Here is a 26,527-nt window from a genome sequence, read left to right on the forward strand (position 1 = left end):
ACGCAGACCGCCCGCCTGGCACCTGACAACAACAAGAGATGGCTTTTATCCATCACCAGGGGACACCCGCCATGAGCAACCAGCCAGCAGAGATCGCCCACTACATTCACGGCCGCACGACACCAGGTCACTCCGGTCGCACCCAGGACGTCACCAACCCCGCCACCGGTTCGGTCATCGGCAAGGTGGCCCTGGCCAATGTCTCGGAAGTCGACGCCGCGGTGCAGTCGGCAGCGGCTGCATTTGCGGCCTGGTCGGCAACGCCTCCGCTACGCCGCGCCCGCATCCTGTTCAAATTCCTGGCGTTGCTCAACGAGCATCGCGACACCCTGGCGCGGATGATCACCCGCGAACACGGCAAGGTTTTCACTGACGCCCAGGGCGAAGTGACGCGCGGTATCGAAGTGGTCGAATTCGCCTGCGGCATTCCGCAGTTGCTCAAGGGTGACTACACCGAACAGGTCTCGACCAACATCGACAACTGGACCATGCGCCAGGCGCTGGGGGTGGTCGCCGGCATCACCCCGTTCAACTTCCCGGTGATGGTGCCGATGTGGATGTTCCCGGTGGCCATCGCCTGCGGCAACACCTTCGTGCTCAAGCCGAGTCCGATCGACCCTTCGCCCTCGCTGTTGATCGCCGAGCTGTTCAAGGAGGCCGGGTTGCCCGATGGCGTGTTCAACGTGGTGCAGGGCGATAAAGAAGCGGTCGACGCGCTGCTCGAACATCCGGATGTGAAGGCCGTGAGCTTTGTCGGATCGACGCCGATCGCCAACCACATCTACGAGACCGGTGCCCGCCACGGCAAGCGCGTGCAGGCGCTGGGCGGGGCGAAGAACCACATGGTGGTGATGCCCGACGCCGATATCGATCAGGTGGTCGATGCACTGATCGGCGCGGCTTTCGGCTCTGCTGGCGAGCGTTGCATGGCGATCTCGGTGGCGGTGTTCGTCGGTGACGTTGCCGACAAAGTCATGCCGAAACTGGTGGAGCGAACCCGCACGCTGAAGATCCTCGAGGGCATGAACCTCGCGGCCGAGATGGGCCCGATTGTCTCGAAAGCGGCGCACCAGCGCATTACCGGCTACATCGAGCAGGGTATTCGGGAAGGGGCCGAGTTGCTGGTCGACGGTCGTGGTTTTGACGGCGGGCAGGCCGGTGCGAATTGTGCCGAAGGGTTCTGGCTCGGCGGCACGGTGTTCGACCATGTCACCGCCGACATGAAGATCTACCAGGAGGAAATCTTTGGCCCGGTGCTGGCCTGCATACGCGTCAAGGACTTTGCCGAAGCGATCGACCTGGTCAATGCCCACGAATTCGGCAACGGCACCGCGTGTTACACCCGTGACGGCCACATCGCCCGCGAATTCGCCAGCCGCATTCAGGTGGGCATGGTCGGCATCAACGTGCCGATCCCTGTGCCCATGGCCTGGCACGGTTTCGGCGGCTGGAAGCGCTCGCTGTTCGGCGATACCCATGCCTATGGTGAAGAGGGGGTGCGCTTCTACACCAAGCAGAAATCGATCATGCAGCGCTGGCCGAACAGCATCGCCAAAGGCGCCGAGTTCGCCATGCCGACCTCCAGGTAAGGATTGACGTTTTTGGGTTGGAGGGCATGTAGGCGCGGGCTTGCACGCCGTCCGTTGTCCCGGGGGGCGAACTCCTCGCTCCCGATTTTTTCCAAGGTACGCACTATGTCCAATTCACTGTTGTCCCTGCTGAACATTGAACGGCCCATCCTCCAGTCGCCCATGGTCGGTGTCTCCACGCCCAGGCTCGCGGCGGCAGTATCGAATGCGGGTGGATTGGGTTCCATTGGTATCGGGGCAAGCAGCGTCGGGCAGGCACGCGACATGTTGCGCGAGACGGCTGCTCTGACGGATAAGCCGTTTAACGTAAACCTGTTCTGCCATCGACCTGCCGAGCATGACCCTGTTCGGGAGTCGCAGTGGCTGGGCGTTCTTGCACCTTTTTTTAGTGAATTCGATGCGGCTGCACCGACGGCGCTGCGTGAGATCTACACCTCGTTCGTCGAAGACTCGGACATGTTGCAGATGCTGCTGGAAGAAAAACCGAGGGTGGTCAGCTTCCATTTCGGCTTGCCGCCGCAACCGACCATCGATGCGCTCAAGGAGGCCGGCATCATTCTGCTGTGTTCCGTGACCTGTCTGGCCGAGGCGCAGATGGCAGAGCGCGCCGGTGTGCATGCGCTGGTGGCGCAAGGCTACGAAGCCGGCGGGCATCGCGGGGTGTTCGACCCGCAGGAGGACAGCGAGATGGGCACCTTTGCCCTGGTGCGGCTGCTGAGTGGCGCCTGCGAACTGCCGATCATCGCCGCGGGCGGCATCATGGACGGCGCTGGCATCAATGCGGTGATGCAATTGGGTGCCAGTGCCGCGCAGTTGGGGACAGCGTTCATTCTCTGCCCCGAGTCTGCCGCCAACAGCGCTTATCGAGAGGCCTTGAAAGGTCCGAGGGCCCATCAGACGCGGGTCACCAGCGTCATTTCCGGCCGGCCGGCCCGGGGGATGGTCAATCGCAACTTCACCTCGCTGGAGGCCAGTGCCAGGGTGCTGCCGGACTATCCGCTGACCTACGACGCCAACAAAGCCCTCAATGCGGCGGCAAACGCCAGGGGCAACACGGAGTTTGCCGTGCAATGGGCCGGGCAGGGCGCGCCACTGGCTCGCGAAATGCCCGCGGCGGCATTGGTGAATTGGCTGGTGGCGCAGATGTAGTGCTGCGTTGTTTAGCGGTCAGCACGCGTTATCGTTAACGACCATCGGCGGAACGCCGCCTGAATTACTGACCGCCGGTTGCACGGTTCTGGGCATTGTATTTCGAAAGGTTGTTAAATTCTTCTTCAAGGTACAGATCTGCCGGACTCGGGCCACGCGCCGCAATCAATTCGATGTCCGCAGTTACAGCGACAAGACGTTTGCCAGCCTTGGCGTTCAGGGCCCGGCCAGCGGTGAGTGCCTTTTGTTTTGCGCCTGACATGATGACTTCCTTGTAGTTGTTTGAAACTAATCAATAACGCCAGGTTGTAACTAATTCAATCCTTTCATTTGTTTAACTTAGACAATTTATGACAAGTAAGCCTGCGGTTGGCAGGCCCTCGGTGACTGGTCGGGACAGTCACTGCGCCGGGATGTCGGGAGGCAGCTCACTGCCGCTGTTCGGCCACCAATAGCAACGACTGTGGCACTGGACTTTGCGGGTGCTGCGGCTCCTGCAGGCTGGCCAGGCGAAAGCCGGCCATGTCCAGCGCATTGAGCCAGCTGGACAGGGTGCGGAAGTACCACGGCATGGGTTGCCACGGCCCTTTGAAACTGGCGAAAGTCTCTTCCCGCCAGCCGTCCTGATAGTCGCCGGCGGCCACGGTCCAGGGGTGCAGCGTCTGGATCACCAGCGCGCCGCCAGGGGCGAGCAGGGCGTTCATGGCGCTCAGCAGGGGGATAATGTCCTGATGCAGCAGGGCGAAGTTGGCGCAGATCAGGTCGTAGTCGCGACCGATGTCTACTCTGGCTTGCACCAATTCTTCATAGGTCGCCCGATGCACCTGCGAAGTGCCCGCCGCTCGTGCCGCCTCGACCAGCGTCGCATCACCGTCCACGCCGACCGCGTCGATGCCGCGTTTTTCCAGCTCGCGCAACAGCCAGCCCTCACCGCAGCCCAAGTCGAGCACGCGTTCGGGTTGGCGGCCGAGCACCGCCAGCACGATGGCCTGGTTGGTGACATTCAGGCGGCTTTCGATGGCGCCGGTGCGGATCGCTTCGATCCAGGCCTGGGCGTTGTGGTTCCAGCTTTGCAGCAGAGTGGATTCCGGGGCGGGCATTTCGTTGTCCGAAGCAGTTGATGGTGAAAGGGCGGCTGAGGCGACGTTGCCCTGTCCGCGTCGGGCTGGCGGCGTCTGGGCTGACGGCGCGTCCGTTGAAACTGTAGTCGCCTCTTCAATGACGCGCACAAGCAAGGGGATTACCTGTGCGCGCAGCTTACATCCAATAACGCCTGACCGCGCCCGGTTGGCCCGGCACTGGATCCTGCTCCGGAAACGTCAACTGCTCAATGTTTCGCAGTTGCTCGGGGCTCGGTGCTTCGCGACAGATATCGGCGTGCTGGCCTGGTGGGTAAGCTCCAACCACCAGAAAGTCATCACTGGCCCTCAGATTGCAGTGGCCGGTGCCGGCGGGCAACAGCAAGACATCGCCGGCGCTGACTTCCAATACCCGACCTTCCGGGCCGCCGAGCATCACGTGAGCGTAGCCGCTGGCGATGCCCAGCACTTCATGGCCCTGAGTGTGGTAGTGGTGATAATCGTAAATTCCGTCGCGCCATTGCGGTGGCCAGCCATTGGCGTTGAAGATTTCTTCGAACAAGGCCGCCGGGTCACTGCCTTCAGCGGCAATCGCCTTGATGTAAATCAGCACCGGCAGGCGAGGGTTGTTCGGCACCCAACCGTTGCGTTGCAGCAGCAGGGTTTGCAAGGGAGTATCGACAGCTTGCGACCTGTCCATCGGAGATCCTCCGCGACTTCAAGAGCCCTTTTTATTTAGAGTCACCATTCAGGAGAGACATCCAGGGCTCTGGGGTCGTTCAACAAATACTCTGAAAAGGTGCAGAAACCGCTGGATCTCTTGAGGAGCCGGCTTGCCGGCGAAGGCGTTGTGTCAACAACGGTGTCAAGCATGCCGCTACGCAGTCGATGCCGGCGTGATCAAGTCCTTCGCCGGCATCGCTGTGTTGTCGGCCATTGTTACTGGCTGGAACGAACGGCCCCGCCGTCAATCAACAGGTTCTGCCCCGTCAGGTAGCCGGCATGGCTGCTGCAGACGAAGGCGCACAGAGCGCCGAACTCCTCGGGTGAGCCAAAGCGTCTGGCAGGGATTTCGCTGCGGCATTCATCGAGGAATGCCTCACTGTCCTGCCCCGACTCATCGGCCGCCGCGACCAGGTTGTCACGCAGCCGATCGGTGTCGAATGAGCCCGGTTGCAGGTTGTTGATCGTCACATTGCGACTGGCAATGGTGTCCTGTCGGGCCAGTCCTGCGATGAACCCGGTCAGGCCACTGCGTGCGCCATTGGACAGACCCAGGCTTTCGATGGGGGACTTCACCGCGCTCGAGGTGATGTTGACGATGCGGCCAAACCCGCGTGCGGCCATACCGTCTACCGTGGCCTTGATCAACTCGATAGGGGTCAGCATGTTGGCATCCAGCGCCTTGAGCCAGACGTCACGGTTCCAGTCGCGGAAATCCCCGGGAGGCGGGCCGCCCGCGTTGTTGATCAAAATATCGAAATGCGCATGGGCCTGCAGCGCGGCCGCCCGGCCTTCGGGCGTTGAAATGTCGCCGGCCACGGCGATGACCGTCACGTCAGGATTGCTCGCCCTGAGCTGGCGGGCGGTTTCATTCAGTGTCTGTTCGCCTCGGGCAGTGATCACCACGTTCACGCCTTCGTTGACGAGTGCCTGTGCGCAGGCCTTGCCCAGTCCTTTGCTGGCCGCGCATACCAGGGCCCAGCGTCCGGCTATTCCAAGATTCATAGGTGTTTTCCTGAAAGAAGGAAGCTCAAAGTAAGTGATTGCCTACGCATGATTCACGGCGGCAGCCAGGTTTGGCGTTTGGGCACTGATTCCCATGAAGCGCCGCACTCGCTCTCCTTCAGGATCGCGTCGAATGGTTTCAGGTGCCGCGTCCAGTTGGACCTTGCCGTTCTCCATGAACACCACACGGTCGGATATCGACATGGCGAAGTCCATTTCGTGGGTGACAATCACCATGGTCATGCCTTCTTTGGCCAGGTCGCGAATCACGTTCAGCACGTCGTTGACCAGTTCCGGGTCGAGGGCCGAGGTCGGTTCGTCGAACAGCATGATCTGCGGTTCCATTGCCAGTGCGCGGGCGATCGCCACGCGTTGTTGCTGCCCGCCGGAGAGCTGGTGCGGGTACTTGTGGGCATGGGCCAGCAGGCCGACCTTGTCCAGCAGCGCATAGGCACGGTGTTCGCTCAGCTCGCCCGGGATGCCGTGGTAACGCGGCGCCAGCGTGACGTTGTCGAGAATGGTGCGGTGGGGGAACAGATTGAAATTCTGGAACACCATGCCGATGTGCCGCACGCCTTTGCGCAGGCGGGCGCTGTTGGGCTTGTCCGACGGCTCGATGAATTTTTCACCGAACAACAGAATGTCGCCGGTATCGATGCTTTCCAGGCCGTTGACCGTGCGGATCAGCGACGTCTTGCCGGAACCGGACGGACCAATGATCGAAACCACCTGGCCGTATTCGACATTCAGGTCGATACCCAGCAGCACTTTGTGCGTGCCGTAGCTCTTCTGGATGTTCTTGAGTTGCAGGATCGGCGTGTTGTTGCTGCCGGCTGCCTTGGGTGCGTTGTCGGGCAAGGCTTCGGCGCAGGCCTTGAGCTTGGCCACGGCGGCCGCGTCGAGGGTGTGCGGTTTGCGAAAGTTCAGGTCCAGGTAGCGTTCCAGACGCTGCAGGAAATAGCCGAACACGGTGACGATCAGCACGTAATACACCCCGACCGCCGCCAGGGTTTCCATGACCAGGAAGTTGGTCGCGTAGAGGCGTTGGCCGACCGTGAGAATCTCGGTGAGGGAGATGACCGAGACCAGCGACGTCAGCTTGACCACCGTGATGTATTCATTGATCAGCGTCGGCAGCGAGATACGGAATGCCTGGGGGATCACGATCAAGCGCTGCATGCCGAACAGGCCGACACCCAGCGCGCGCCCGGCTTCCTTCTGGCCCTTGGCCACGGAGATCAGGCCGCCACGGTGGATTTCGGCCATGTACGCCGCTTCCGTGACCACCAGGGCCAGCAAGCCGGAGTAGAACGGGTCGGACAGAATCGGGCCGCTACCGGGAAACAATTGCGGCAAGTTGTAGACGAAGACCACCAGCACCAGCAACGGGATGCTGCGGAAGAACCAGATGTAGGCCGCCGCGGGAGCGCGCACCAAGGGCGACTGTGACAGCTTCGCCGTCGCCAGGAGAAAGCCCAGCAGCATGCCGATGAACCAGGCCAGGGCACTGAGCTGGATGACCGTGACGCAGGCCTTCCAGAAGTCCGGCAGGGAGAACAGGGAGAAAAAATACGACCAATCGAATTGCATAGGGCACCTCAATCTGCCGCCCGAATGCGCGGGCGGCAGATGACCGGACTACAAGGACACGTACTTAGTTGGCAGTCGGTTCTTCCAAGCCATATTTCTTCAGAATAGCGGCGTATTCGCCGCTTTTTTTCGTTTCTTCGAACGCTTTTTGCACCGCCTGGAAGGTTTCGTCGTTACCTTTCTTGACGAAGATGCCCAGGGTCTGCTGATAGATCGGGTGCTCGGTGGTGATCACCACGCGACCATTGGTCTTTTCCGCGATCATTTTTGCCGCGCCAGCGATTTCAACCTGGGCCTGAATGTTCTTCGACAACAGGGCCTGGGTCACTTCCGGCGCAGAAGGGTACTCGCTGACGGTGATGGCGCCTTTGTTGTTCGGCACGCAGTACTCATCGGAGAGCTTCTTGAATTCCTTGACCCAGGTGGTGCCCTGTTCCAGGCCCAGTTTCAAGCCGCACAGGTCTTCAGGCTTTTTCGCATTGATCTCGCTGCCCTTGGGCACCATCACTGCGGCGCCCGTGTTGGCATAGGCGATGGTCTGGGCCTGAGTCTGGCGCTCCGGGGTGATGTACATGCCGGAAATGATGGCGTCGTACTTGCCGGAGTTCAGGCCCAGGATCAGGCTTGGGAACTTGGTGTCGACGAACTCCACCTTGGCGTTCAGGTGCTTGGCCAGGGCGGTGGCCAGTTCCGGGTCCGAGCCCACCACGTTTTTGTCCTTGTCGTAGGATTCGAACGGTGGGTAGGTGATTTCCATGCCGACCTTGAAGGTGTCTGTTGCTGCCATGCTCAACGAAGCACTGAGCATGCCGGCTGCCAATACGGTCATGCGCAACAGGGTGTTTTTATTATTTGTCATTGTTTACAGACTCCGGCGTAGGTAAGGGTGTGGCTGGAAAGGTTGATCAGGACGGTTGGGCCTGATTTTTTAAATGTCCGAAACTGGCGGGTTTGCGTGCCTTCTCTGGCATTTGTACTTCTCCATTGGCCACCCTCTGGCGCAGGTACTGATAAGTCTGCAGCGCCTGGCCATACATGTGTTCGCCTATCGTGATTTCTTCGTACTCCTGGCCGGCCTGGGCGAAGGCGGGCAGTGGCTTGATCTGGGTGTGATAGTCGCAAGCGTAAAACAGCGGGAAGGAATAACGTTCTTCGCTCACGCTGCGTACCCGGTGCGCCGTCGCCACGAATGCGCCGGCCGTCATCACTTCAAGCATGTCGCCGATGTTGACCACTAAGGCATCGGCAATCGGTGGCGCATCGATCCATTGGCCAAGATTGTTCATCACCTCAAGGCCTGGCTTGTCGGCCAGGAGGATGGTGAAGCACTCGTAATCGGTGTGCGCCCCAATGCCCGGTGCGTCATGGGCGGCACCGTCGAAGGGGTAGTGGATCAGGCGCAGCTTGGACGGCGGGCGGGTGACCAGGCTGTCGAAATAGTTTTCTTCCAGGCCCAGGGCCAGGGCGAAGCCGCCGAACAGACGCCGACCCAAGGCGAAGATCGCTTCATAGTAGGCCTGTACCGCCGCCTTGAAGCCTGGCAGCTCTGGCCAGTCGTTGGGCCCCAGCAACGGGGTCCTGGCCAGCACCAGCGGGTCATCGGCCGGGACTTCGAAGCCGACGTCGAAGGCTTCCTTGTGGTCCGGCTTGCCCTTGGAATAGACCTCTTCGCCTTCGGGGACAAAGCCCTTGTGGGTTCTCGAGGTGCCGATGTAGTGCTGCATCTTGGTGTCGAAGGGCTGGGCGAAGAAGTCCTTGGCCGCCTTGCGCAGGTTGGTGATCAGCTGCGGATCGACACCGTGATCGGTGATGTAGAGGAACCCGACGTCGCTGGCGGCGCGCCCCAATTGTTCGGCCACGGCCAGGCGGTGTTCCAGCTCAAAGCTGAACAGACCGGCGATATTGACCACCGGGATCTGCTTGAAATTGGCTGTCTGTGTGTCAGTGCTAACGCTGTTGTTTTTATTGTCAGGCATGACGCATCGGCTCCCTAAGGATGGCTTGAGTGGCTGAAACGGCTGAAGTGTTCACGCTCGGTCTTGCCCATCCACACGTTCAACGACCACAGGTCGGCGACCGGTACGTTGGTGAAGGGCAAGTGATGCAGGTAGCCGTCGGCGCCGAATTCCGGGGTCAGGGTGCTGACCTGGTAACCGCGGGCTTGTTGCGAGCGCCAGATGCTTTCCCAGTGCTGCTGATGAAAGGCCAGTTCTTTGGCATATTCCGGCGCCGCCGGGTGCGGGACTTGCGGGCCCTGGTCATAGCCGACCCGGGCCTGGATGTGGTGAACCCGCTCGATGAAGGCGCTCAGATCATCGGCCGGGTCATTCAACAGGCGCTCGCAAGTGACCACCCAATGGCTGATGTCACTGGTGAACAACAGCTCGGGCAGTTGGCGGATCAACTCCAGGGTCACCCAGGGGTTGAATAGCGAGCGCGAGCGGTGGGTTTCGAAACTGCAGACCTGGCCGTGCTTGCGCGCCAGTTCCAGTGCCTGCCCGAAGAACTCCACTTGTTGTGCCAGGGACCAGCGATCATTGCCTGCCAGCACGTTGACGAAACGCGGGCTGAGATCGGCGGCCCAGGCGAGTTTCTGCTCAAGGTCATTGAGGTGAACGGCCGGCGTCGCCGATTGGTCCGGCAGTACGTCGTACGCGGTAAAGACGGTGCTGATGTAGCCGACGCGATTGGCCTGGAGGAAAGCGGCGAACTCGGCCCGTTCCCGGGCGTCCAGTGGCAGGCGTGCTTCCATTCCGTCAAAGCCGGCCTGCAGCAGCTCTTCAAGCGCCTGGGCCTTGCTGGCGGTGTAGCCCCACAGCGTGCGGAAAATTTCCAGCTTCATTGGTGATCCTCAAAAATCCTGGGCCTGCTGCAACTGCACTTCAGCGGAGCCGGACGGCAATCAAGGGCCGGCAACGACAGAGGATCTTCGAGTCGGGTCTCTGCGTGATGGCTCCCACTCAGCGCTGCCGTGGCCTGTTCGCTGTGGGGCCGATGTTAGGCACAGGCGGCGGCGCGAAAGAATCTGAAAGTTCAAATGAATACTTCAGAGTTTCGTCAACAAATAGCTAGCTAATGACCACGATTTTCAGGCGGCATTTTGTCGATGGGCAGGTGTCTACGCTCGCTATTGGTGCAAAGTGCCACTGTTGAGGCATCATTTTGAAGAGTCCCAAGCGACAGCGGACCACGCCGATCAGCTCGGGAAGCGTCTGGTTCGCGACTACGCTGAAAATGGCGGATCGTCGTTCAAGGGGGACCCACGCTCGCCTTGCATCCGTCCCGGGAGCGCCTAATGTCATCCATCACCACGCGCCTGGTGGCGCTTTTGGTTCTGTGCCTGACGCTTGAAGTGGCAGCCCAGAGCAATGTCTGCCCCGATGGCGAGAAACAAGTGTGCCTGGATGGCTGCACCTGCCTGCCAGACCTGGAACAACTGATTGGCCCGGTGCCAGATGGCGTCGTCCAGATCGCCGCACCTGCCCTGGCACTGTGGCTGACCCAGGCCCGCACTGAAGCCGCCAACGCCGGCACCCAACCCATTCCACCGAACATCCGCGAGAAACTGCTGCGCTGGTACGACCCCGGCGTCCTCGATGCCGCGCGCTACACGGTCAGCGACAGTGAACAATTGAACGCCGCCAACGCCATGCTGCAAAACCCCGATGTCGGCGCCGTGACGCTGATTGACATCATCCTCTTCCGCGACGCTCAAGACGCCGAACAGAACTTCGCGCTGTGGGCGCACGAACTCAAGCATGTGCAGCAGTATCAGGAATGGGGCGTCGATGGATTCGCCCAGCGCTACACACAGGATTTCAATGTCGTGGAGGCGCCGGCGTATGCGATTCAGGCTGAGGTCAGGCGCGCGGTGCGCAAAGGGACCGACTGAAGGGCAGGGGGGCTGTCTGACCACCGGATCGACCTGTCCCCACATCACGTGAGCCATTAAAAAAAGCAGCCCTCAGGCACCGATAACATCGTTTCTCGGGGGCACGGCTTTTCAATATATTGGCCACCAGATCCGGTGAGTGACTCAACACTCGCCGCCCTCAGTGCGAGTAGTCTTCATGAATAAAAAACCAGGCAGCGCAGCGTTGGTCAATGCGGGTTCGGGGACCCGGGCAGTTTGGGGCGGAGAACAAGTCAGGCATCCCTACAATGCCACTCAAACCCCGATTGTCGTCAGTGCCGCCTATGGTTACGACGACATCGACGTCTGGTACGACGTCGCTCTGGGCAAGGCGCCAGGCTTCATCTACAGCCGCATGGGCAACCCCACGGTCGAGACCCTCGAGGCAAAAATTCGCGAGCTGGAACTGGCCGAGTCTGCCGTGGCTTTCAGCAGCGGCATGGCAGCGATCAGCAGTGTGCTTTATACCTTCCTGGCCCATGGCGATCGGGTGGTGTCGACCAAGGACAGCTATGGCGGCACCAACAAGATTTTCGAAGAGTTCCTGCCGCGCACCGGGGTGAGCGTGACATTGTGCGAGACGTTCGATCACGAAGAAATCGAACGTGAAATCGCCAAGGGTTGCCAACTGGTGTACCTGGAAACGCCCACCAACCCGACCCTCAAGGTCTTGGATATCCAGCGTCTGGTCGCCGCCGCCAAGCGTGTCGGTGCCATTGTGGTGGCTGATAACACGTTCGCCACGCCGTTGAACCAGAACCCGCTGGCGCTGGGCGTGGACGTGGTCATTCACAGTGCGACCAAGTTTCTCAGCGGGCACGGTGACGTGCTGGGCGGCCTGGTGTGCGGCAGCGAAGTGCTGATGGCCAAGGTGCGTCATTACCGGGAAATCAACGGCGCAGCGCTCGACCCGTTCTCCGCCTACATGATCATTCGCGGCATGAAAACCCTGGTGCTGCGCATGCGTCAGCAGCAACGCAGTGCCCGCGCCCTGGCAGAGTACCTGTGCACCGAACCCTTGGTGGAGTCGGTCAATTATCCCGGCTTGCCCGGCCACCCGAATCACGCGGTGGCGTGTGCGCAGATGTCCGGTTTTGGTGCAATCGTCAGCTTTGTAGTGAGCGGCGGCATGGACACGGTCAAGGTGCTCTTGCCACGCCTGCGTTTCGCCCACTGCGCGGGCAATCTCGGTGCGGTGGAAACTATTTATGGCCCGGCCCGGACCACCAGCCATGTCGAGAACACGCTGGAGGAGCGACTGGCCCTGGGCATTTCCGAAGGGCTGGTGCGGATTTCCGTCGGTATCGAAGACACCGACGACCTGCTCGACGACCTCAAACAGGCCTTCGCTTTTGTCAGAAGTTCGGGCAACTCAGCGGTACTGGAAAACACACAACTTTCAATTAATGAAACGTGTGCAGGGATAGCAGGTTGAAGATTTAACGTTAATACCTCACTGCAAGGATTTAAGTGGGGAGTTCATGAAGTGGAATAATAATAAAACCTGATGGCGCCTTATTTTAACTCTGCCCAGTCAATTATCGCAGACGCTGATTCGTGCCCTGATAACTTTCATGAGAACAACCATGTCCATAAAAGAACAACAACTTGATACTCGCTCGGGTTTTAAACAGGAAATGCAGACGCGCCATATTGTCATGTTGGCATTAGGTGGCGTCATTGGTACCGGGCTGTTTCTCACGTCCGGTTATACGGTCAACCAGGCCGGTCCCCTGGGCGCGGTGATTGCTTACATCATCGGCGCACTCATGGTTTACATGGTGATGATGTGCCTGGGCGAGTTGGCGGTGCAGATGCCGGAAACCGGTTCGTTCAGTACGTACGCCACCCGGTTTCTCGGGCCTGGTACCGGGTATACGGTGGCCTGGCTGTATTGGCTGACCTGGACAGTGGCCATCGGTTCTGAATTCACCGCCGCCGGCATTTTAATGGTGCGCTGGTTCCCGGAAACGCCCGTGTGGATCTGGAGTGCGTTGTTTGCCGGTCTGGTGTTTCTGACCAATGTGATTTCGGTGCGCCTGTTCGCCGAGACCGAGTTCTGGTTGTCGCTGGTTAAAGTGGTGACCGTGATCGTGTTCTTGATGATTGGCGGCGGCGCGATTCTCGGTCTGCTGCACATCGAGCAAAGCCACAGCATCGGCTTGAGCAACTTCACCCGTGAAGGGCTTTTTCCGACCGGATTCATGCCGATTGCGATGACATTGCTGGCCGTATCCTTTGCGTTCTCCGGCACTGAATTGATTGGTATTGCCGCAGGCGAAACCAAAGATCCACAACGCAACGTGCCGCGTGCCATTCGCACGACCGTGCTGCGCCTGGCGATCTTTTTCGTGGGGACCATTTTCGTTCTGGCGACCCTGTTGCCTCGTGAACAGGCCGGTCTGGTCGAGAGTCCATTCGTGACGGTGTTCACCTACATCGGGATTCCATACTCGGCCGACATCATGAACTTCGTGATCATCAGTGCCTTGCTGTCGGCCGCCAACTCCGGGTTGTATGCCGCGTCTCGGATGCTCTGGACGTTGAGTGACCAAGGGCACCTGCCCAAGCAGTTCTCGGCCCTGACCCGCATGGGCACGCCGCTCAACGCGATTATCGTCAGCATGGCGGGTGGCGCAGCGTCGTTGCTCAGTAGCGTGTTTGCTGCCGATACCATCTATCTGGCGCTGGTGTCGATCTCCGGGTTGGCGGTCGTGGTGGTGTGGATGAGTATCGCGGCGAGCCAGATTGCGTTCCGCCGTCACTATGTGGCCAATGGCGGTGATATCCGCGACCTGAAATTCCGTGTCCGGGGTTATCCGTGGGTGCCGTTGGGAGCGCTGGTCTGCTGCACTCTGGCCTGTGTCGGGATTGCCTTCGATCCTGAGCAACGGGTGGCGTTGTACTTCGGTTTGCCCTTCATCGCCTGGTGCTACTTCGTGTATTACATTACGCGCAAAAGCCGCGAGCGACGCTTGTCGGTTGCCCCCTTGGCACAACCGTCCGATGCGTTCTAGTTCGCACCGACGGGATGGGCAAGCGTGCTCGGTGGAGGGGGCGTCCAAGAGGTTCAAGCCATGAAACAAAAGACGCTACCCCCATTGAACTGGCTGCGGGCATTCGAGGTGTCTGCCCGCTGTTTGAACTTCACCCATGCTGCCGAAGAACTGTGTTTGACCCAGGGCGCCGTCAGCCAGCAGATCCGCCAACTGGAAAGCCATCTTGGGGTGGCGCTCTTCAAGCGCCTGCCCCGTGGCCTCGGACTGTCGGAGGAAGGCCAGGCGTATCTGCCGGTGGTGCAGGACGCAATCACCCGACTGGCCGTGGGGACCAACGAAATTTTCGGTCAGCACAAACGTCGGCCGATCAAGGTGCGCGGCAGCCTGGCGTTCTTCGTGCACTGGCTGGCGCCCAAACTGCAGGCGTTCAGCCAGGCTCATCCCCATGTGGATATCCGTTACATCAGCAATATCTGGGTCAAGGAACTGGATGGCGAGGACGACATGGAAATTCGCTGGGGCCACGGTCAATGGCCTGGCCTGGTGTCGCAGCGCCTGACCTGGGACACGCTGTTCCCGGTCTGTTCGCCGGGGCTGATGGCGAAGTCACCGCTGACCGTGCCCGCAGACGTATCGAACCATCCATTGCTGCATGTGCTGGGTTACGAAGAGGGTTGGGGTTACTGGTTGAACATGGTCGGTGCGCACGGCGTCGACTTTTCGACCGGCATGCAATTCGACACGTTGATCTCCACGTTGCGCATGGCCGAGTTAGGGCAGGGGATCGCCCTGGCGCGCTCCTCGATGGTCGATGACATGCTTTGCGATGGACGATTGGTCGAGCCCTTTACCCAGCGGATCGAAGCCAGCGAGTCTTTTTACCTCGTACGCGATTCCGGGGCCGAGCAGCACCCTGACGCGGCGATATTTTCCACCTGGCTGGTCGAGCAGGCACATCGTTTCAAATGAATGGCCGGAGCCAACCATGCGTTATGTAAGCACCCGAAATTCGGCCGTGCAGGTCGATTTCGAAAAGGTCGTGTTGTCGGGAGTCGCCGAGGAAGGCGGGCTGTTCGTACCGCTCCAATTGCCGCTGTTTGAATCACAGGACATTGCCAATTGGTCGACCCTGTCCTATGACGAACTGGCCTACAGAGTGATCAGCCCGTTTGTGGGTGAGGCGATCGCCGAGGCCGACCTCAAGCGCCTGCTCAAAGAGGCCGGCGGCCAATTCCGTCATCGCTCCCTTGCACCTTTGCACCAGGTCGACCGTAACGAGTGGGTGCTGGAGTTGTTCCATGGGCCGACCCGCTCCTCGAAGGATTTCGCGGCTCAGTTGCAAGCACGGCTGGTGCAGCACTTTCTGCGTCAGCGCGGGCGTAGCGGGGTGGTGATCGGTGCCACCAACGGCGATACCGGGCTGGCGGCCATCGAAGCGTTCAAGCACTGCGAAGAAACCACCGTGATGGTGTTTTACCCGGAGGCGGGCGTGCCCCAGGACCAACTCCGGGATCTGCAGGCCGTGGCCCACCCGAGGGTCCATCGGTTTGCCGTCAATGGCAGCTTCGACGAGTGCCAGACCATCGTCACCCGGCTGTTGCGGCAGTGGTCATCTGCGCAGCACGAGGCGATCAGTTTCAACTCCAGCAACTGGGTCAGTGTGCTGGCGCAACTGGTGTTTTATTTCCATGCGGTGTTGCAGCTGGGAGGCGGTCAACGACCAATCGGTTTCAGCGTGCCAGCCGCGAGTTTTGCCGAGGTGTATGCCGGATACATCGCGCAAAAAATGGGTCTGCCGATCACCCAGTTGATCGTGGCGACCAACCAGAATGACGCGCTGCATCAGTTGTTTCAGAAGAACCACTACAGCCGGTCGCGGGCCAACAAGACGTTGTCGCCGGCCATGGATCTGTCGATTTTTGCCAATCTGGAACGGTTTGTCTGGGAGCTCTACGGGCATGACGATCAGGCGGTGAATGCCCTGATGGCAGGTTTCGAGTCCAGCGGCGAGATGGTCATCGCCAACGAGTCGTGGTTGCAGGCACGGATGATCATTGACTCCTATGCGGTCAGTGATGAGCAGACGCTGAAGGAAATCACTTCGCTGTATCGCGACACCGGTTACGTCATCGATCCGCATACCGCCACCGGCGTCCTGGCGGCCAGGTTGTACCGTCGAAGCCTGGTCGCGCCCATGGTGACCCTGGGGGAAATCTCACCGGTCAAGTCAGCGGCGCTGCTGGGTGAACTGGGCATCAGCCTGCCGATGCCGCAACGCGAGGTCGCGGCCCAAGGGCAGGCGCAGCTTTACCGGATTGAGCCGGACGATCTCGATACCATCCATGCGCTGCTGAACGCGCTGTGAAGACACGGCAACAGGAGGCCAAGTGAAGCGAATTCTGGACCCTCTCGACGAACACATCATCGCGCAGCTACGGCTCAATGCCAGGGCCGCGCACGCCGAGTTGGCGGCCAAGGTCAACCTGTCGCGCAATGCGGTGCGCCAGCGTATCGAGCGACTTGAACGTGACGGTGTCATACAGGGATATACGGTAAAAACCGGGGAGGGGCGACAGGCCGCTTCGGACATCAACGCGGTGATTTTCGTGTACCGCTACGACCGGATGCGCGGCCAGGAAGTACTGCAGGCGCTGCGGGCAATTCCGGAAGTCCTCCAGTGCGATGTGATGAGCGGCGAGTTCGACTTGATGCTGCGGGTCGGCGCGGCGAGCCCGCAGCGGGTGCACAAGGTCTGGACTGAAATCGCCGCATTGCCTGGCGTGGAAAACACCGTGACGTCCTTCGTATTGTCGTCTGTCGTATAGCCCGTTTTTCGTACTGCCAAAAGCCAACCTGTGTTGGCTTTTTTTATGCCTTCAATGATTTGCAGTTCAGTGATTGCGTTACCTGCGCGTGGGTACTTTCCCGGGTAGGAGCCAGCCTGCTGGCGATGGTCGTTAACGATGACGCGTGTGGCCTGGTTAAACGCGGCGTATTTGAGCCCATCGCGAGCGGGCTCGCTCCTACAGGGATTGCGTTATCGGTGTTTCCCGGGATTGCGTGAGGATCTTTTTTCATGCCTGAAGCTTTGCTCTGGCGCTGGTCAAAACGCCCACAAAATAGAGCAAATTGGCCTATTTCACTGCCCTGGCCTGACCCCTAACCTAGTGCTCAACAACCCATCACCCGGATCAGGGGGCATAACAAAATGACTGAATACAAATTGGCGCTGGTTGGCTTTGGCGGTGTTAACCGGGCGTTGGCTCAACTGATTGCCGAACGCAACGAACAGTGGAAAACCGAGCTGGGTTTCACCTTGAAAATTGTTGGCGTGACTGACCTGTTTCTCGGCTCGATCATTGGCCGTGAAGGATTGGACGCCGGCGTGCTGGCCCGATTGCCAGCCGCCAAGGGTGCTTTGGCGCAGCTGCCGGGGGGTGAAGTCACAGCCCTCAATGAAGCGGTGATCAAGGACTCGGGAGCGGACATCATTGTTGAAGCCACCTTCACCAACCCGGTAGACGGTGAGCCGGCGACGTCGTTCTGCCGTTGGGCGCTGGAGGGCGGCAAGCATGTCGTCACCACCAACAAGGGGCCCATTGCCTTGCACGGTAGCGAGCTCAAGGCATTGGCCCGACGCAACAACGTCGCCTTCGAATACGAAGGTTCGGTGATGAGTGGCACGCCAGTCATTCGCCTGGCCAGGCAGGCGCTGGCGGGCAGTTCCATAGGTGGTTTCGAAGGGATTCTCAACGGCACGTCCAACTTCGTTCTGACCTCCATGGAAGGTGGTCTCGGGTTCGCCGAGGCCGTGGCCAAGGCGCAGGAGCTGGGTTACGCCGAAGCCGACCCGACTGCCGATGTCGAGGGGCATGACGTGCGCCTCAAGGTGGTGATCCTGGCCAACGAACTGCTGGACGCCAAGCTCACTGTCAGCGACGTCACCTGTAGCGGCATTTCGTCCCTCAGCCTTGGCGACATCGAGCAGGCCCGGCAGGACGGCGCTCGCTGGAAGCTGATCGGCGCGGCGAAACGCCAAGCCGACGGTTCGATCAGTGCCAGTGTCGAGCCGCGTCTTTTGAGTAACGATCATCCGTTGGCCAGTGTTTGTGGTGCGACCAATGCCGTGTCTTTTAGCACCGGGCTGCTCGGCGCCGTGACGGTTTCGGGGCCGGGGGCCGGGCGCACGGAAACAGCGTTCGCGTTGCTGTCGGACATCATCAGCATCCATCAATCCCGTGCACACAACCAGGAGTAAGCCTGTGAAACTATCGCGCCTGGCTCTGGATATCGTGGAGCCGCCCATTGAAGTCTTGAACCCGTTTGACGGCTCCGTCATCGGCAGCGTTACCAATGTCTGCGCGTCGCAGGTTCCACAGTTGCTGGAGACCGGGCGTCAGGGTGCCCGGGCTTGCGCCGCGCTGGCGCGTCATCGTCGGGCACGCATTCTCGAGCAAGCGGCGATCAACATCGAGCATGAGGCCGGCGCGTTTGCCAGGCTGATCGTCGCCGAAGCCGGAAAGACTCTTAAACAGGCGGAAAAAGAGGTCAAGCGCTGCATCAACACCCTGAAGTTGTCGGCCGAGGAAGCCAAGCGCAATGCCGGCGAGGTGGTGCCGTTCGACGCGTATGAAGGGTCCGAATCGCGTCAGGGCTGGTTTTCTCGCGAGCCGTTGGGCCTGATCGTCGCGATCACGCCGTACAACGATCCGTTTAATCTGGTGGCGCACAAGCTCGGTCCGGCCATCGCGGGCGGTAATGCGGTGATTCTCAAACCGTCGGAGCTCGCGCCGTTGTCGGCCATCAAGCTGGTGTCCTGTCTGGTCGCGGCGGGCTTGCCGGAAACAGTGGTGACGGTCGCCACCGGTGGGGCGGAGCTGGGCAAGGCGTTGGTCGCTTCCCGTGACGTGCGGATGATTTCCTTTACCGGCGGCTTCGTCACCGGGGAGCAGATCGCCCGCACGGCCGGATTGAAGAAACTGGCCATGGACCTGGGCGGCAACGCGCCGGTGATCGTCATGGGGGACTGCGACCTGGAGGCTGCCGTCGAGAGTTGCCTGTCCGGCGCCTTCTGGGCGGCGGGGCAGAACTGCGTAGGCACTCAGCGCTTGCTGATTCAGGCATCGATTTATGAAGCCTTTCGAGAGCGTTTCGTCAGCAAGGCCCGAGCGCTGGTGGTTGGCGACCCCTTGCTGGCCGATACCGATATCGGGCCGATGATTACGGCGCAAGCGGCGCAGAATGCCGAGCAAGTCGTGAACGAGGCGTTGCAAGCGGGCGCGACTTTGCTTTGCGGCCACCGGCGCCAGGGATCGTGCTACGCCGCGACTGTGCTGGAAAACGTCGATCATTCCAGCCGGCTATGGCGCAATGAAGTGTTCGCTCCGGTGGTGGTCTTGCAGTGCTTTGAATCGTTCGACGAAGCCATCGATTTGGCCAATGAACCCGAATACAGCTTGCATGCGGGGATATTCACCAATGATCTGGCGACGGCGATGAGCGCCGCACGGCGGATCGAAGCCGGCGGGGTGATGATCAACGACTCTTCCGATTACCGCTTCGATGCGATGCCGTTTGGCGGTTCGAAGTACGGCAGCCTGGGCCGGGAAGGGGTGCGTTTTGCCTATGAGGAAATGACCCAGCCCAAGGTGGTGTGTTTGAACACCTTGGGTTAGGCGATTCAGAAAGGTCTGGTCAGGTCAGGTCAGGTTGTAGGGCGTTGGGCAGGTTTGGTCACCTGCCCGATGCTTTTTTATTTAACGGGAGCGGGGGCAGGCGGTAGCGCCGCGGCAGCAAGAACTCCGAGCAGGCTTGGATTCCCGACAGGAATGCAATGTATAAAATTAATGAATTTTTATTATCGCTTTTCATGACCTAAGTTGATTCAAGGACATGGAGAACCGCCTTGAAATCATTACCACTCAACTCAGCCGAAAAGTTTGATAACACACGGGCCAATGAGTACGGACGACAGAGCCGTATCGCACTGGCAGGTTACGACGCCTGTCAGGACTTGGCGGCGTGCATGCTCGCGGCAAGCCTTGGCAGTAGGGGCTCTGCAAAAATACTGGTTGTCGGCGCTGGCGGTACGGCGCAAGAAATAATTGCAATGGCCGGGCTTGAGCCGGGGTGGCGCTTCACCGCCGTTGATCCATCCGGGCCGATGCTTGAAGCCGCGAAACAGCAGTTGGCCGCAAACAACCTGCTGGAAAGAACGGATCTGCATCTTGGGCACGTTGAAGATTTGGCGGCAGATGAGTCCTACGACGCAGCCACTTTGATCGGTGTGCTCCATCATCTCGATGGCGATGATGCCAAAGGACAAATTTTACGATCCATTCAAGCTCGTCTGAAACCAGGGGCTCCGCTGATCGTCGCAGGCAATCAATATGCCTATGCCAGCCAGCCGTTACTCCTCGCTGCCTGGGGGCAACGCTGGCGGCAGCACGGAGCCAGCCCGGATGAAGTGAAAGTCAAACTGGGGAAAATTCTTCAAGGCGCTGACCCCCCACATTCTGAGGCGGCGGTTCAAAAGCTGTTGCATGACGCGGGGTTCGGGGACGCTACCCGTTTTTTCAGCAGCCTGTTCTGGAGTGCCTGGTTGACGTGTAAAACAGTCTGAACAGAGGGGTGAGATGCAGTGACCAGCCGTGCACAGCCAATCGTGGTTACAACGCGTGTCGGTCAAATCCGATGCAGTCGCGGCTCAGAAGCAAAGCCAGCAGGCGGCAAGTGGAGCGCACTTCGCAGCCGATGATCAGACCGTTTGAACTCTCTCAAATCAGGCGCAATCGAACCCATACAGTGTCAGGTTTTGCCTGTCTGGAGAGGATCAAATGAAACGTACAACTGCATTGATTCTGGCGTTATCAACCACCCTGCTGCTCGGTGGCTGCTGGCCTTACTGGCATGATCATGATGGCCACGGCCATGATCATGGTCGCTACTATGGTGGCGAGCGGGGCGGTCAGGAATACCACCGTAATTAGCCTGTCTGCGCATCAGGATCAAGGTGCGCAAGTAAAGAGGATCGGGTGGGTTAACCAGGTTCGTCCTGACCACCCAGACCTCTGCATTGACAGATAGAATGGCGCCGCTTGATCAATCGGCACCCGATGCAATGGGCTGCACCCCGTCCCATCCTGCTTCCCTGCTGGCCCACATGAAGATTTTTGCCCCAGGCCAGACAGAAGGGCCGCTTTTTCAATAAAATCGAACCTTGACTGCCATTGATCTGTGTCTACGGGATCAAGGGCAATTCATACTGCCTGTCTACCACCACTCATTCCTCCAAGATCGACACCCATGCCTGAAGAGTTCGAAGTTCCCAGCCCACATGAGCAGCATATTGAGCACACCACCCATCATGCGCATGCACAAGGCGACGGCTTTGCCAGCAAGATTGCGGTGATGACAGCCATCATGGCGACCGTCGGTGCCTTGATGAGCTACCAGGCCGGCTCAACGGAGAGTGAGGCGGCCATGGACAAAAACAACGCCGCCATCCAGAAGACCGAAGCCGCCAACGAGTGGAATTACTACCAGGCCAAGTCCAGCCGGCAGAACCTGTCGGACCTGGCGAGCCATCTCCCGGGGCTGGATTCCGCCCACTATGCCGCTGAGGCGCGGCGGTATGGGGAACAGAAAGAAGAGGCGCGCAAGAAGGCTGAAACATTCGAACAAGCGGCACGCGAGTGGGACGAGAAGTCAGAGCAGGTGCTGCATCAGCATCACCGCTGGGCCCAGGCAATGACGGCGATTCAAATCGCCATTTCGCTGGCGGCCATTACCTTGCTGACGCGTAAGGAATGGCTCAAACGGGTCTCGTTTGGTGCCGCCGGCGTTGGCGTTTTGTTGGGTTCGATGGCCTGGCTGCATATCTAAGCGCGGCGATCAGCCGTTCGCTGGCTGAATATTCCCGGGGATTTCGAACGCATGGACGCGATCCACGGTCACTCAGGCAACCCGGCCAGGCGCAGTCCATCGGCGAAGCGTGCAAAATCCTCGGGACGCTGGATCGGCAACCAGCCTTTCAGGTTGCAAAGGCGCAAGGCGGGATCCAGCTCCCGTAGCCGCTGCATTGCCAACCTCGCTTTATCCATTCGTCCACTGAGGGCATGACTGGCCGCCAGCAGGGCCACCGGGGGCAGGAAACTGGGCAGGTTGCCCAAGCCCTTTTCCGCCCAATCCGTCGCGAGATCCAAACGCCCGGCGAAGAAATGCGCCAGGGCCATCCCGACCTGCATCCTGAACATTTCCGGGTCCAGCGGACTCAAGCGGACGGCATGGCTCAGGTGCTCGATGGCGGCGTCTGTTTCACCTCGCAGTGCGCGCAGGATGCCGCCCAGGAACCAGGCCGGGGCGAGGTTGGGATTGAGCAGGCGTGCCCTGTCGAGCAAGGCAATGCCGCCGTCCACATCACCGGTGAGATGGCTCAATGCATGACCGCCTCGGGTCAACGCGACCGCATCATCCCGGCCAAGCGTCACCGCCAGACGCGCAAGCCGTACGCCCTCAGCGATCTCTTGCGCCTGATCGGTCATCCAGCCATTGATCTTGCGCCAGAAGTGGCACCAGGCGGCCATGCCATAGGCCGAGGCAAATTCCCCATCGAGCTCGATGGCCTTGTAGAACAACGGCAGCGCCTCGTCGAGGGCTTCGCGGGTGCCGTTGTGCAGTTTTGCCATGGCGCGCAAATAGTAGTCGTAGGCGTCCAGGCTTTCCGTCGGTTTGCGTTTGGCGCGTTCGATTTCTGCCCGTTCGAGTTGCGGTGCAATGGCACCGACGACGCTTTGGGTGATTTGATCCTGCAGCTCGAAGAGGTCATTGAGCGCGCCTTCGAAACGCTCCGCCCAGATATGCGTCCCGCTCGTCGCATCAATGAGTTGCCCGGTGATGCGTACCCTGTTTCCGCACTTGCGCACGCTGCCTTCGAGCAGGTAGCGAACGCCCAGCGCCTGGCTGATGCCCTTGGCGTCCACCGTCTGCCCCTTGTAGGTGAAGCTCGAATTGCGCGCGATGACGAACAGCCAGCGGATACGCGACAGGGCAGCGATGAGGTCTTCCACGATGCCGTCGGCAAAATACTCCTGCTCCGGATCGCCGCTCAGATTCTGGAAGGGCAAGACGGTAATCGAAGGTTTGTCCGGAAGGACGAGCGAGGAGGGCATTTCCTTCGGCGTTGCGGGCGAGCGTTCGTCGATGGCAGTCTGATCAGACTGCCGCGCTTGGCCGTTCCCGCCGACCTTGATCTGGCCGACGAAGCGGTAACCCTTGCGGGCGACGGTGCGCAGCAGGCGCTGTTCGTCACCGGTATCGCCAATGGCCTTGCGCACCGCATTGATGTGGCTGGTGATCGTCGACTCCGAGACGATCCGGCCGTTCCATACCGCCTTGAGCAAGTCGTCTTTGCTGAGGACGCGATCGGGGTTGTTGACGAACAGCAGCAACAGATCGAACACCTGCGGCCCGACGGTCACGACTTGCCCGCGCAAGGTGAGTTCCCGACGCTCCTCATCGAGCAGGTAGTCTTCAAACACGAATGGCAAAGTGGGGATCCCCTGGCGAAGCGCCCTCAACTCCTTGTCCCAGGCGGCTGACGATTAGTAGTGGATATTGATGATACGGCAGCGCAAAACCCGCCGCACCGTCTGCGGCCGAGGCAACCTCGGACTGTGGCGTCTTTGGACGAAAAACCAAGCCTCAGTGGAGGGAAACCCACAGCTGGCACAAGGACTTCGTTCACCCACGCAGGCAATCTTCTCTTACACCGACGCAATGGTTGCAGTCGACACGTGGAGAAAGCCCATGAAGATCGTCGTCATCGGAGGCTCCGGCCTCATCGGATCAAAACTTGTGAAGAACCTGCACGAGCGCGGCCATGACGTGCTCGCAGCCAGCCCCAGCACGGGCGTCAACAGCATCACCCGCGAGGGCCTGGCCGAGGCGATGGACGGGGCCGATATCGTCGTCGACGTGGCGAACGCGCCGTCGTGGGAGGACCAGGCCGTCCTTGAGTTCTTCGAAACCTCGAGCCGTAACCTGCTGGCCGCCGAAGCGGCTGCCGGGGTCCGGCATCACGTCGCGCTGTCGATTGTCGGGACCGAGCGGCTGCCCGAAAACGGCTATTTCCGGGCCAAGGTCGCACAGGAGAACCTGATCAAGGCGTCCGGCATTCCTTACTCCATTCTGCGTGCCACGCAGTTCTTCGAATTCGTCGGCGGCATTGCCGATTCGTTTACCGTCGGCGAAGAACTTTGCGTCTCGCCGGCGCTGATCCAGCCGTTGGCGTCCGACGATGTGGTGGCGGCACTCACCGACGTCGTGCTGGCCGCGCCGCTCAATGGCACGGTCGAAGTCGCGGGGCCCGAGGCCATGCCGATTGACGAGCTGATCAGGCGCTTTCTGCGGGCCACTCGGGATACTCGCCGGGTCGTACCGGACGTACACGCGCGCTATTACGGCGCCGTGCTTGACGATCAATCGCTGACCCCCGGCCACAACCCCCGCCTGGGGACGATCCGTTTCGAAGACTGGCTCAACCAGTCAATGGCGCAAGCAAGCCGCTGAAGCCTCCAGCGACAGCGCAGGAAGGCGTCGCCCCGATCGTGGGGCGCGCCGTCATCACACCTATCCACGAAGGAGTTTTGCCATGGTTACCCGATATCTATTGGCTGCGGCTTTCGCCGCACTGTCGATCGGCACAGCGTCGGCCACTGAGCCGCCCCCCGGCAAGGTGACCGTCGTGTTTGACCGTCCCATTCCCAATATCCCCGGCAAGAGCATGAAGGGTGTGGTCGTCGAGTATGGGCCGGGCGCCGCATCGCCATCCCACACCCATCCGAAAACGGCCTTCATCTATGCCACGGTGCTGGAGGGGGCGTTTCGCATCAAAGTCAAAGGCCAGCCGGAAAAGATCTACCACGTCGGCGAAAACTTCGTAGAGGAGCCGGGCTCCGTGCACGAAGTCAGCGCCAACGCCAGCGACACCGAACCTGCACGCCTGTTGGCGGTGTTCGTTCTCGACACCGGCGAACAGACGCTGGTCACGCCTATCAAGAAGTGAGCGGGTCAATGCGCTCATAAAAGCTCGACAGCAGCGCCAGGGCGGCAGATCAGTGCCGCCCTGGCATTCCTTTGTCCTGGTTTTGGGAAGGGTGCCGGGGGATAAAAAACAGAGGCAAAGCGTGTATGACGGCATGGGGTTGGACATACACAATGACCCGAACAGGCAACATGACTTTTTCTTCATGTTCAGCAGTCGCGTTGAAGCGCCGTCTACACTCAGACCCTATAAGACACACCTGCCGCAACCGGCAAGTTGCGGTGATAGTTATCGGGTCCTGCCACTGCGCATACACTCCGAGAGCAGTTCAATGAAACTGAATGACGCTCTGCACAGGGATAATAACAATGCGGATTTACTGCGTCTTATAGCGGCATGCGCCGTTATCTGGGGGCATGCTTACGCGCTGGTTCCAGGGTCTACGACGACAGAGCCTATTGGGCAGTTACTTGGGTTTGACTATTCGGGATCGCTGGCCGTTGAATTCTTTTTTTTCTTGAGCGGTATTCTTGTAACGAATAGCTGGATAAACAATAGTTCACCCCTTAATTTTATATTGGCACGGTTTTTTCGGGTGTTCCCGGCCGTCCTCGTTAGCGCGGCCGCTTGCGTGTTGCTGCTTGGGCCGATGCTCACCACACTGCCGCTGAATAGTTATTTTTCCAATAGCACCGTTTTTACAGCAATATTTCGCCACCCCTATGTCGAATATTCTTTGCCCGGTGTGTTTGAACATAGCAATAACCCGCTGACCAATGGATCTATCTGGACGATCCGATATGAACTCATCATGTACGCCATGTTGCTGGCCGCAGGGCTCTGCGGAGTATTCCGTCATAAGCTCTTCGCAACGGTGGTTCTAATCTCAATACTTGCCATTTCAATGTTTTTCCCGGAAGAAGTTGAAATGATTGGCCTGATGAACGTCAATATTGGCGGTCGCCTCCCGGCCTTCTTTGCCTTTGGCGCTCTTCTTGCGCTTTACAAAGATCAGGCAAGTATCAATATCCGTATCGTTTCCGGTTTAATTCTCTTTGCCTGGATCTGCCGGCATGGGTCGGCGTTCCAGTTTGTGTTTTATCCGGCATTTTTGATAACGGCGCTTTGGCTGATGACCACCGAGCCAATCAAGGCGTTGCGGCTTCCAGGCGACTTTTCGTATGGTGTTTATGTCTTCGGATGGCCAATACAACAGGTCATGGCCGCTGTTTTCCCGAATTTCGGCGTTCATGCAAATCAGGTTGTTACGATCGCTGCATCTCTCGCGTTGGCCAGTATTTCCTGGTTCGTAATTGAAAAGCCCTGTATCCGCTATGGTCGCCAGTTAGGTCGGCATTTTGCTGCGCGTAGTAGCCGTGAAGTCAATGCAGAGGCGACGCTGGTGACGGTTCGTAGACCCAGCGAATAACGACTGG

The 26,527-nt window shown here is 59.6% G+C and carries 25 protein-coding genes; 16 read left to right on the top strand and 9 right to left on the bottom strand.

What is annotated here, in order from left to right; genetic code table 11:
• The first annotated feature begins 71 nt into the window (after positions 1-71).
• A complete protein-coding gene (locus ACGJAX_RS18150; protein WP_390955597.1) occupies positions 72-1,589 on the top strand; it encodes a CoA-acylating methylmalonate-semialdehyde dehydrogenase in 1,518 nt (505 codons plus the stop codon).
• Between the two features lie 105 nt (positions 1,590-1,694).
• Complete coding sequence (locus ACGJAX_RS18155) at positions 1,695-2,738, top strand: nitronate monooxygenase (RefSeq protein ID WP_390955598.1); 1,044 nt, start codon at positions 1,695-1,697, stop codon at positions 2,736-2,738.
• Positions 2,739-2,802: 64 nt separating this feature from the next.
• Here ACGJAX_RS18155 and ACGJAX_RS18160 read toward each other — a convergent pair whose 3' ends face one another.
• The 8 genes from ACGJAX_RS18160 to ACGJAX_RS18195 all read right to left on the bottom strand — a co-directional run bounded on the left by ACGJAX_RS18160 (position 2,803) and on the right by ACGJAX_RS18195 (position 9,977).
• On the bottom strand, positions 2,803-3,000 hold the full coding sequence (locus ACGJAX_RS18160) for a hypothetical protein (RefSeq protein ID WP_390955599.1): 198 nt from the start codon (positions 2,998-3,000) through the stop codon (positions 2,803-2,805).
• 166 nt (positions 3,001-3,166) lie between these two features.
• Positions 3,167-3,838 carry a methyltransferase domain-containing protein gene (locus ACGJAX_RS18165; protein ID WP_390955600.1) on the bottom strand — a complete coding sequence of 224 codons (672 nt, stop codon included), beginning with the start codon at positions 3,836-3,838 and terminating at the stop codon, positions 3,167-3,169.
• Positions 3,839-3,995: 157 nt separating this feature from the next.
• Positions 3,996-4,517, bottom strand: a complete 522-nt coding sequence (locus ACGJAX_RS18170) for a cupin (RefSeq protein WP_390955601.1) — start codon at positions 4,515-4,517, stop codon at positions 3,996-3,998.
• Between the two features lie 239 nt (positions 4,518-4,756).
• Positions 4,757-5,545, bottom strand: coding sequence for an SDR family oxidoreductase (locus tag ACGJAX_RS18175; protein WP_248915106.1), 789 nt, complete (start codon positions 5,543-5,545; stop codon positions 4,757-4,759).
• A 42-nt stretch (positions 5,546-5,587) separates the two neighbouring features.
• Complete coding sequence (locus ACGJAX_RS18180; protein WP_390955602.1) at positions 5,588-7,135, bottom strand: ABC transporter permease subunit; 1,548 nt, start codon at positions 7,133-7,135, stop codon at positions 5,588-5,590.
• A 64-nt stretch (positions 7,136-7,199) separates the two neighbouring features.
• Positions 7,200-7,994 carry an ABC transporter substrate-binding protein gene (locus tag ACGJAX_RS18185; protein WP_090323182.1) on the bottom strand — a complete coding sequence of 265 codons (795 nt, stop codon included), beginning with the start codon at positions 7,992-7,994 and terminating at the stop codon, positions 7,200-7,202.
• Between the two features lie 46 nt (positions 7,995-8,040).
• A complete protein-coding gene (locus tag ACGJAX_RS18190) occupies positions 8,041-9,111 on the bottom strand; it encodes a 2-oxoglutarate and iron-dependent oxygenase domain-containing protein (RefSeq protein ID WP_390955603.1) in 1,071 nt (356 codons plus the stop codon).
• Between the two features lie 14 nt (positions 9,112-9,125).
• Positions 9,126-9,977, bottom strand: coding sequence for a TIM barrel protein (locus tag ACGJAX_RS18195; protein WP_390955604.1), 852 nt, complete (start codon positions 9,975-9,977; stop codon positions 9,126-9,128).
• A 453-nt stretch (positions 9,978-10,430) separates the two neighbouring features.
• On the opposite strand from ACGJAX_RS18195, the gene ACGJAX_RS18200 reads away from it, so the two are divergent.
• The 11 genes from ACGJAX_RS18200 to ACGJAX_RS18250 all read left to right on the top strand — a co-directional run bounded on the left by ACGJAX_RS18200 (position 10,431) and on the right by ACGJAX_RS18250 (position 21,931).
• Complete coding sequence (locus ACGJAX_RS18200) at positions 10,431-11,027, top strand: DUF4157 domain-containing protein (protein ID WP_390955605.1); 597 nt, start codon at positions 10,431-10,433, stop codon at positions 11,025-11,027.
• A 178-nt stretch (positions 11,028-11,205) separates the two neighbouring features.
• Positions 11,206-12,483 (top strand): cystathionine gamma-synthase family protein, encoded by a 1,278-nt coding sequence (locus tag ACGJAX_RS18205; RefSeq protein WP_390955606.1) that lies wholly within the window; start codon positions 11,206-11,208, stop codon positions 12,481-12,483.
• 151 nt (positions 12,484-12,634) lie between these two features.
• Positions 12,635-14,065: an amino acid permease gene (locus ACGJAX_RS18210; RefSeq protein ID WP_247256798.1), complete on the top strand. Its 1,431-nt coding sequence runs from the start codon at positions 12,635-12,637 to the stop codon at positions 14,063-14,065.
• 60 nt (positions 14,066-14,125) lie between these two features.
• The gene (locus tag ACGJAX_RS18215; protein WP_390955607.1) at positions 14,126-15,016 is read left to right on the top strand and encodes a LysR substrate-binding domain-containing protein; all 891 of its coding nucleotides are present in this window, start codon (positions 14,126-14,128) and stop codon (positions 15,014-15,016) included.
• A gap of 16 nt (positions 15,017-15,032) precedes the next feature.
• Positions 15,033-16,412: a threonine synthase gene (gene thrC, locus ACGJAX_RS18220; RefSeq protein ID WP_390955608.1), complete on the top strand. Its 1,380-nt coding sequence runs from the start codon at positions 15,033-15,035 to the stop codon at positions 16,410-16,412.
• A 22-nt stretch (positions 16,413-16,434) separates the two neighbouring features.
• On the top strand, positions 16,435-16,872 hold the full coding sequence (locus tag ACGJAX_RS18225) for an Lrp/AsnC family transcriptional regulator (RefSeq protein ID WP_090323168.1): 438 nt from the start codon (positions 16,435-16,437) through the stop codon (positions 16,870-16,872).
• Between the two features lie 383 nt (positions 16,873-17,255).
• Positions 17,256-18,305 carry a homoserine dehydrogenase gene (locus ACGJAX_RS18230; protein WP_390955609.1) on the top strand — a complete coding sequence of 350 codons (1,050 nt, stop codon included), beginning with the start codon at positions 17,256-17,258 and terminating at the stop codon, positions 18,303-18,305.
• Positions 18,306-18,309: 4 nt separating this feature from the next.
• A complete protein-coding gene (locus tag ACGJAX_RS18235; protein WP_390955610.1) occupies positions 18,310-19,722 on the top strand; it encodes an aldehyde dehydrogenase family protein in 1,413 nt (470 codons plus the stop codon).
• A gap of 230 nt (positions 19,723-19,952) precedes the next feature.
• Entirely contained in the window at positions 19,953-20,669 is a 717-nt protein-coding gene (locus ACGJAX_RS18240) for a class I SAM-dependent methyltransferase (protein ID WP_390955611.1), read from the top strand.
• A 214-nt stretch (positions 20,670-20,883) separates the two neighbouring features.
• Positions 20,884-21,036: a hypothetical protein gene (locus tag ACGJAX_RS18245; RefSeq protein ID WP_390955612.1), complete on the top strand. Its 153-nt coding sequence runs from the start codon at positions 20,884-20,886 to the stop codon at positions 21,034-21,036.
• A 316-nt stretch (positions 21,037-21,352) separates the two neighbouring features.
• Positions 21,353-21,931, top strand: a complete 579-nt coding sequence (locus ACGJAX_RS18250; RefSeq protein WP_390955613.1) for a DUF4337 family protein — start codon at positions 21,353-21,355, stop codon at positions 21,929-21,931.
• 68 nt (positions 21,932-21,999) lie between these two features.
• Here ACGJAX_RS18250 and ACGJAX_RS18255 read toward each other — a convergent pair whose 3' ends face one another.
• The gene (locus tag ACGJAX_RS18255; protein WP_390955614.1) at positions 22,000-23,595 is read right to left on the bottom strand and encodes a winged helix-turn-helix domain-containing protein; all 1,596 of its coding nucleotides are present in this window, start codon (positions 23,593-23,595) and stop codon (positions 22,000-22,002) included.
• Positions 23,596-23,854: 259 nt separating this feature from the next.
• On the opposite strand from ACGJAX_RS18255, the gene ACGJAX_RS18260 reads away from it, so the two are divergent.
• The 3 genes from ACGJAX_RS18260 (at position 23,855) to ACGJAX_RS18270 (ending at position 26,520) form a co-directional block, all read left to right on the top strand.
• The gene (locus tag ACGJAX_RS18260; RefSeq protein ID WP_390955615.1) at positions 23,855-24,616 is read left to right on the top strand and encodes an NAD(P)H-binding protein; all 762 of its coding nucleotides are present in this window, start codon (positions 23,855-23,857) and stop codon (positions 24,614-24,616) included.
• Positions 24,617-24,698: 82 nt separating this feature from the next.
• Entirely contained in the window at positions 24,699-25,112 is a 414-nt protein-coding gene (locus ACGJAX_RS18265) for a cupin domain-containing protein (protein ID WP_390955616.1), read from the top strand.
• Between the two features lie 310 nt (positions 25,113-25,422).
• Positions 25,423-26,520 carry an acyltransferase family protein gene (locus ACGJAX_RS18270; protein ID WP_390955617.1) on the top strand — a complete coding sequence of 366 codons (1,098 nt, stop codon included), beginning with the start codon at positions 25,423-25,425 and terminating at the stop codon, positions 26,518-26,520.
• The last annotated feature ends 7 nt before the right edge of the window (positions 26,521-26,527 follow it).

The sequence above is a fragment of the Pseudomonas moorei genome, assembly GCF_042846945.1.
GTDB lineage: Bacteria > Pseudomonadota > Gammaproteobacteria > Pseudomonadales > Pseudomonadaceae > Aquipseudomonas > Aquipseudomonas moorei.

Bases quoted from the DNA above. Each gene is read 5' to 3' on its own strand.
- ACGJAX_RS18150 (WP_390955597.1), top strand. From the start codon at position 72: ATGAGCAACCAGCCAGCAGAGATCGCCCACTACATTCACGGCCGCACG.
- ACGJAX_RS18155 (WP_390955598.1), top strand. From the start codon at position 1,695: ATGTCCAATTCACTGTTGTCCCTGCTGAACATTGAACGGCCCATCCTC.
- ACGJAX_RS18160 (WP_390955599.1), bottom strand. From the start codon at position 3,000: ATGTCAGGCGCAAAACAAAAGGCACTCACCGCTGGCCGGGCCCTGAAC.
- ACGJAX_RS18165 (WP_390955600.1), bottom strand. From the start codon at position 3,838: ATGCCCGCCCCGGAATCCACTCTGCTGCAAAGCTGGAACCACAACGCC.
- ACGJAX_RS18170 (WP_390955601.1), bottom strand. From the start codon at position 4,517: ATGGACAGGTCGCAAGCTGTCGATACTCCCTTGCAAACCCTGCTGCTG.
- ACGJAX_RS18175 (WP_248915106.1), bottom strand. From the start codon at position 5,545: ATGAATCTTGGAATAGCCGGACGCTGGGCCCTGGTATGCGCGGCCAGC.
- ACGJAX_RS18180 (WP_390955602.1), bottom strand. From the start codon at position 7,135: ATGCAATTCGATTGGTCGTATTTTTTCTCCCTGTTCTCCCTGCCGGAC.
- ACGJAX_RS18185 (WP_090323182.1), bottom strand. From the start codon at position 7,994: ATGACAAATAATAAAAACACCCTGTTGCGCATGACCGTATTGGCAGCC.
- ACGJAX_RS18190 (WP_390955603.1), bottom strand. From the start codon at position 9,111: ATGCCTGACAATAAAAACAACAGCGTTAGCACTGACACACAGACAGCC.
- ACGJAX_RS18195 (WP_390955604.1), bottom strand. From the start codon at position 9,977: ATGAAGCTGGAAATTTTCCGCACGCTGTGGGGCTACACCGCCAGCAAG.
- ACGJAX_RS18200 (WP_390955605.1), top strand. From the start codon at position 10,431: ATGTCATCCATCACCACGCGCCTGGTGGCGCTTTTGGTTCTGTGCCTG.
- ACGJAX_RS18205 (WP_390955606.1), top strand. From the start codon at position 11,206: ATGAATAAAAAACCAGGCAGCGCAGCGTTGGTCAATGCGGGTTCGGGG.
- ACGJAX_RS18210 (WP_247256798.1), top strand. From the start codon at position 12,635: ATGTCCATAAAAGAACAACAACTTGATACTCGCTCGGGTTTTAAACAG.
- ACGJAX_RS18215 (WP_390955607.1), top strand. From the start codon at position 14,126: ATGAAACAAAAGACGCTACCCCCATTGAACTGGCTGCGGGCATTCGAG.
- thrC (WP_390955608.1), top strand. From the start codon at position 15,033: ATGCGTTATGTAAGCACCCGAAATTCGGCCGTGCAGGTCGATTTCGAA.
- ACGJAX_RS18230 (WP_390955609.1), top strand. From the start codon at position 17,256: ATGACTGAATACAAATTGGCGCTGGTTGGCTTTGGCGGTGTTAACCGG.
- ACGJAX_RS18245 (WP_390955612.1), top strand. From the start codon at position 20,884: ATGAAACGTACAACTGCATTGATTCTGGCGTTATCAACCACCCTGCTG.
- ACGJAX_RS18250 (WP_390955613.1), top strand. From the start codon at position 21,353: ATGCCTGAAGAGTTCGAAGTTCCCAGCCCACATGAGCAGCATATTGAG.
- ACGJAX_RS18260 (WP_390955615.1), top strand. From the start codon at position 23,855: ATGAAGATCGTCGTCATCGGAGGCTCCGGCCTCATCGGATCAAAACTT.
- ACGJAX_RS18265 (WP_390955616.1), top strand. From the start codon at position 24,699: ATGGTTACCCGATATCTATTGGCTGCGGCTTTCGCCGCACTGTCGATC.
- ACGJAX_RS18270 (WP_390955617.1), top strand. From the start codon at position 25,423: ATGAAACTGAATGACGCTCTGCACAGGGATAATAACAATGCGGATTTA.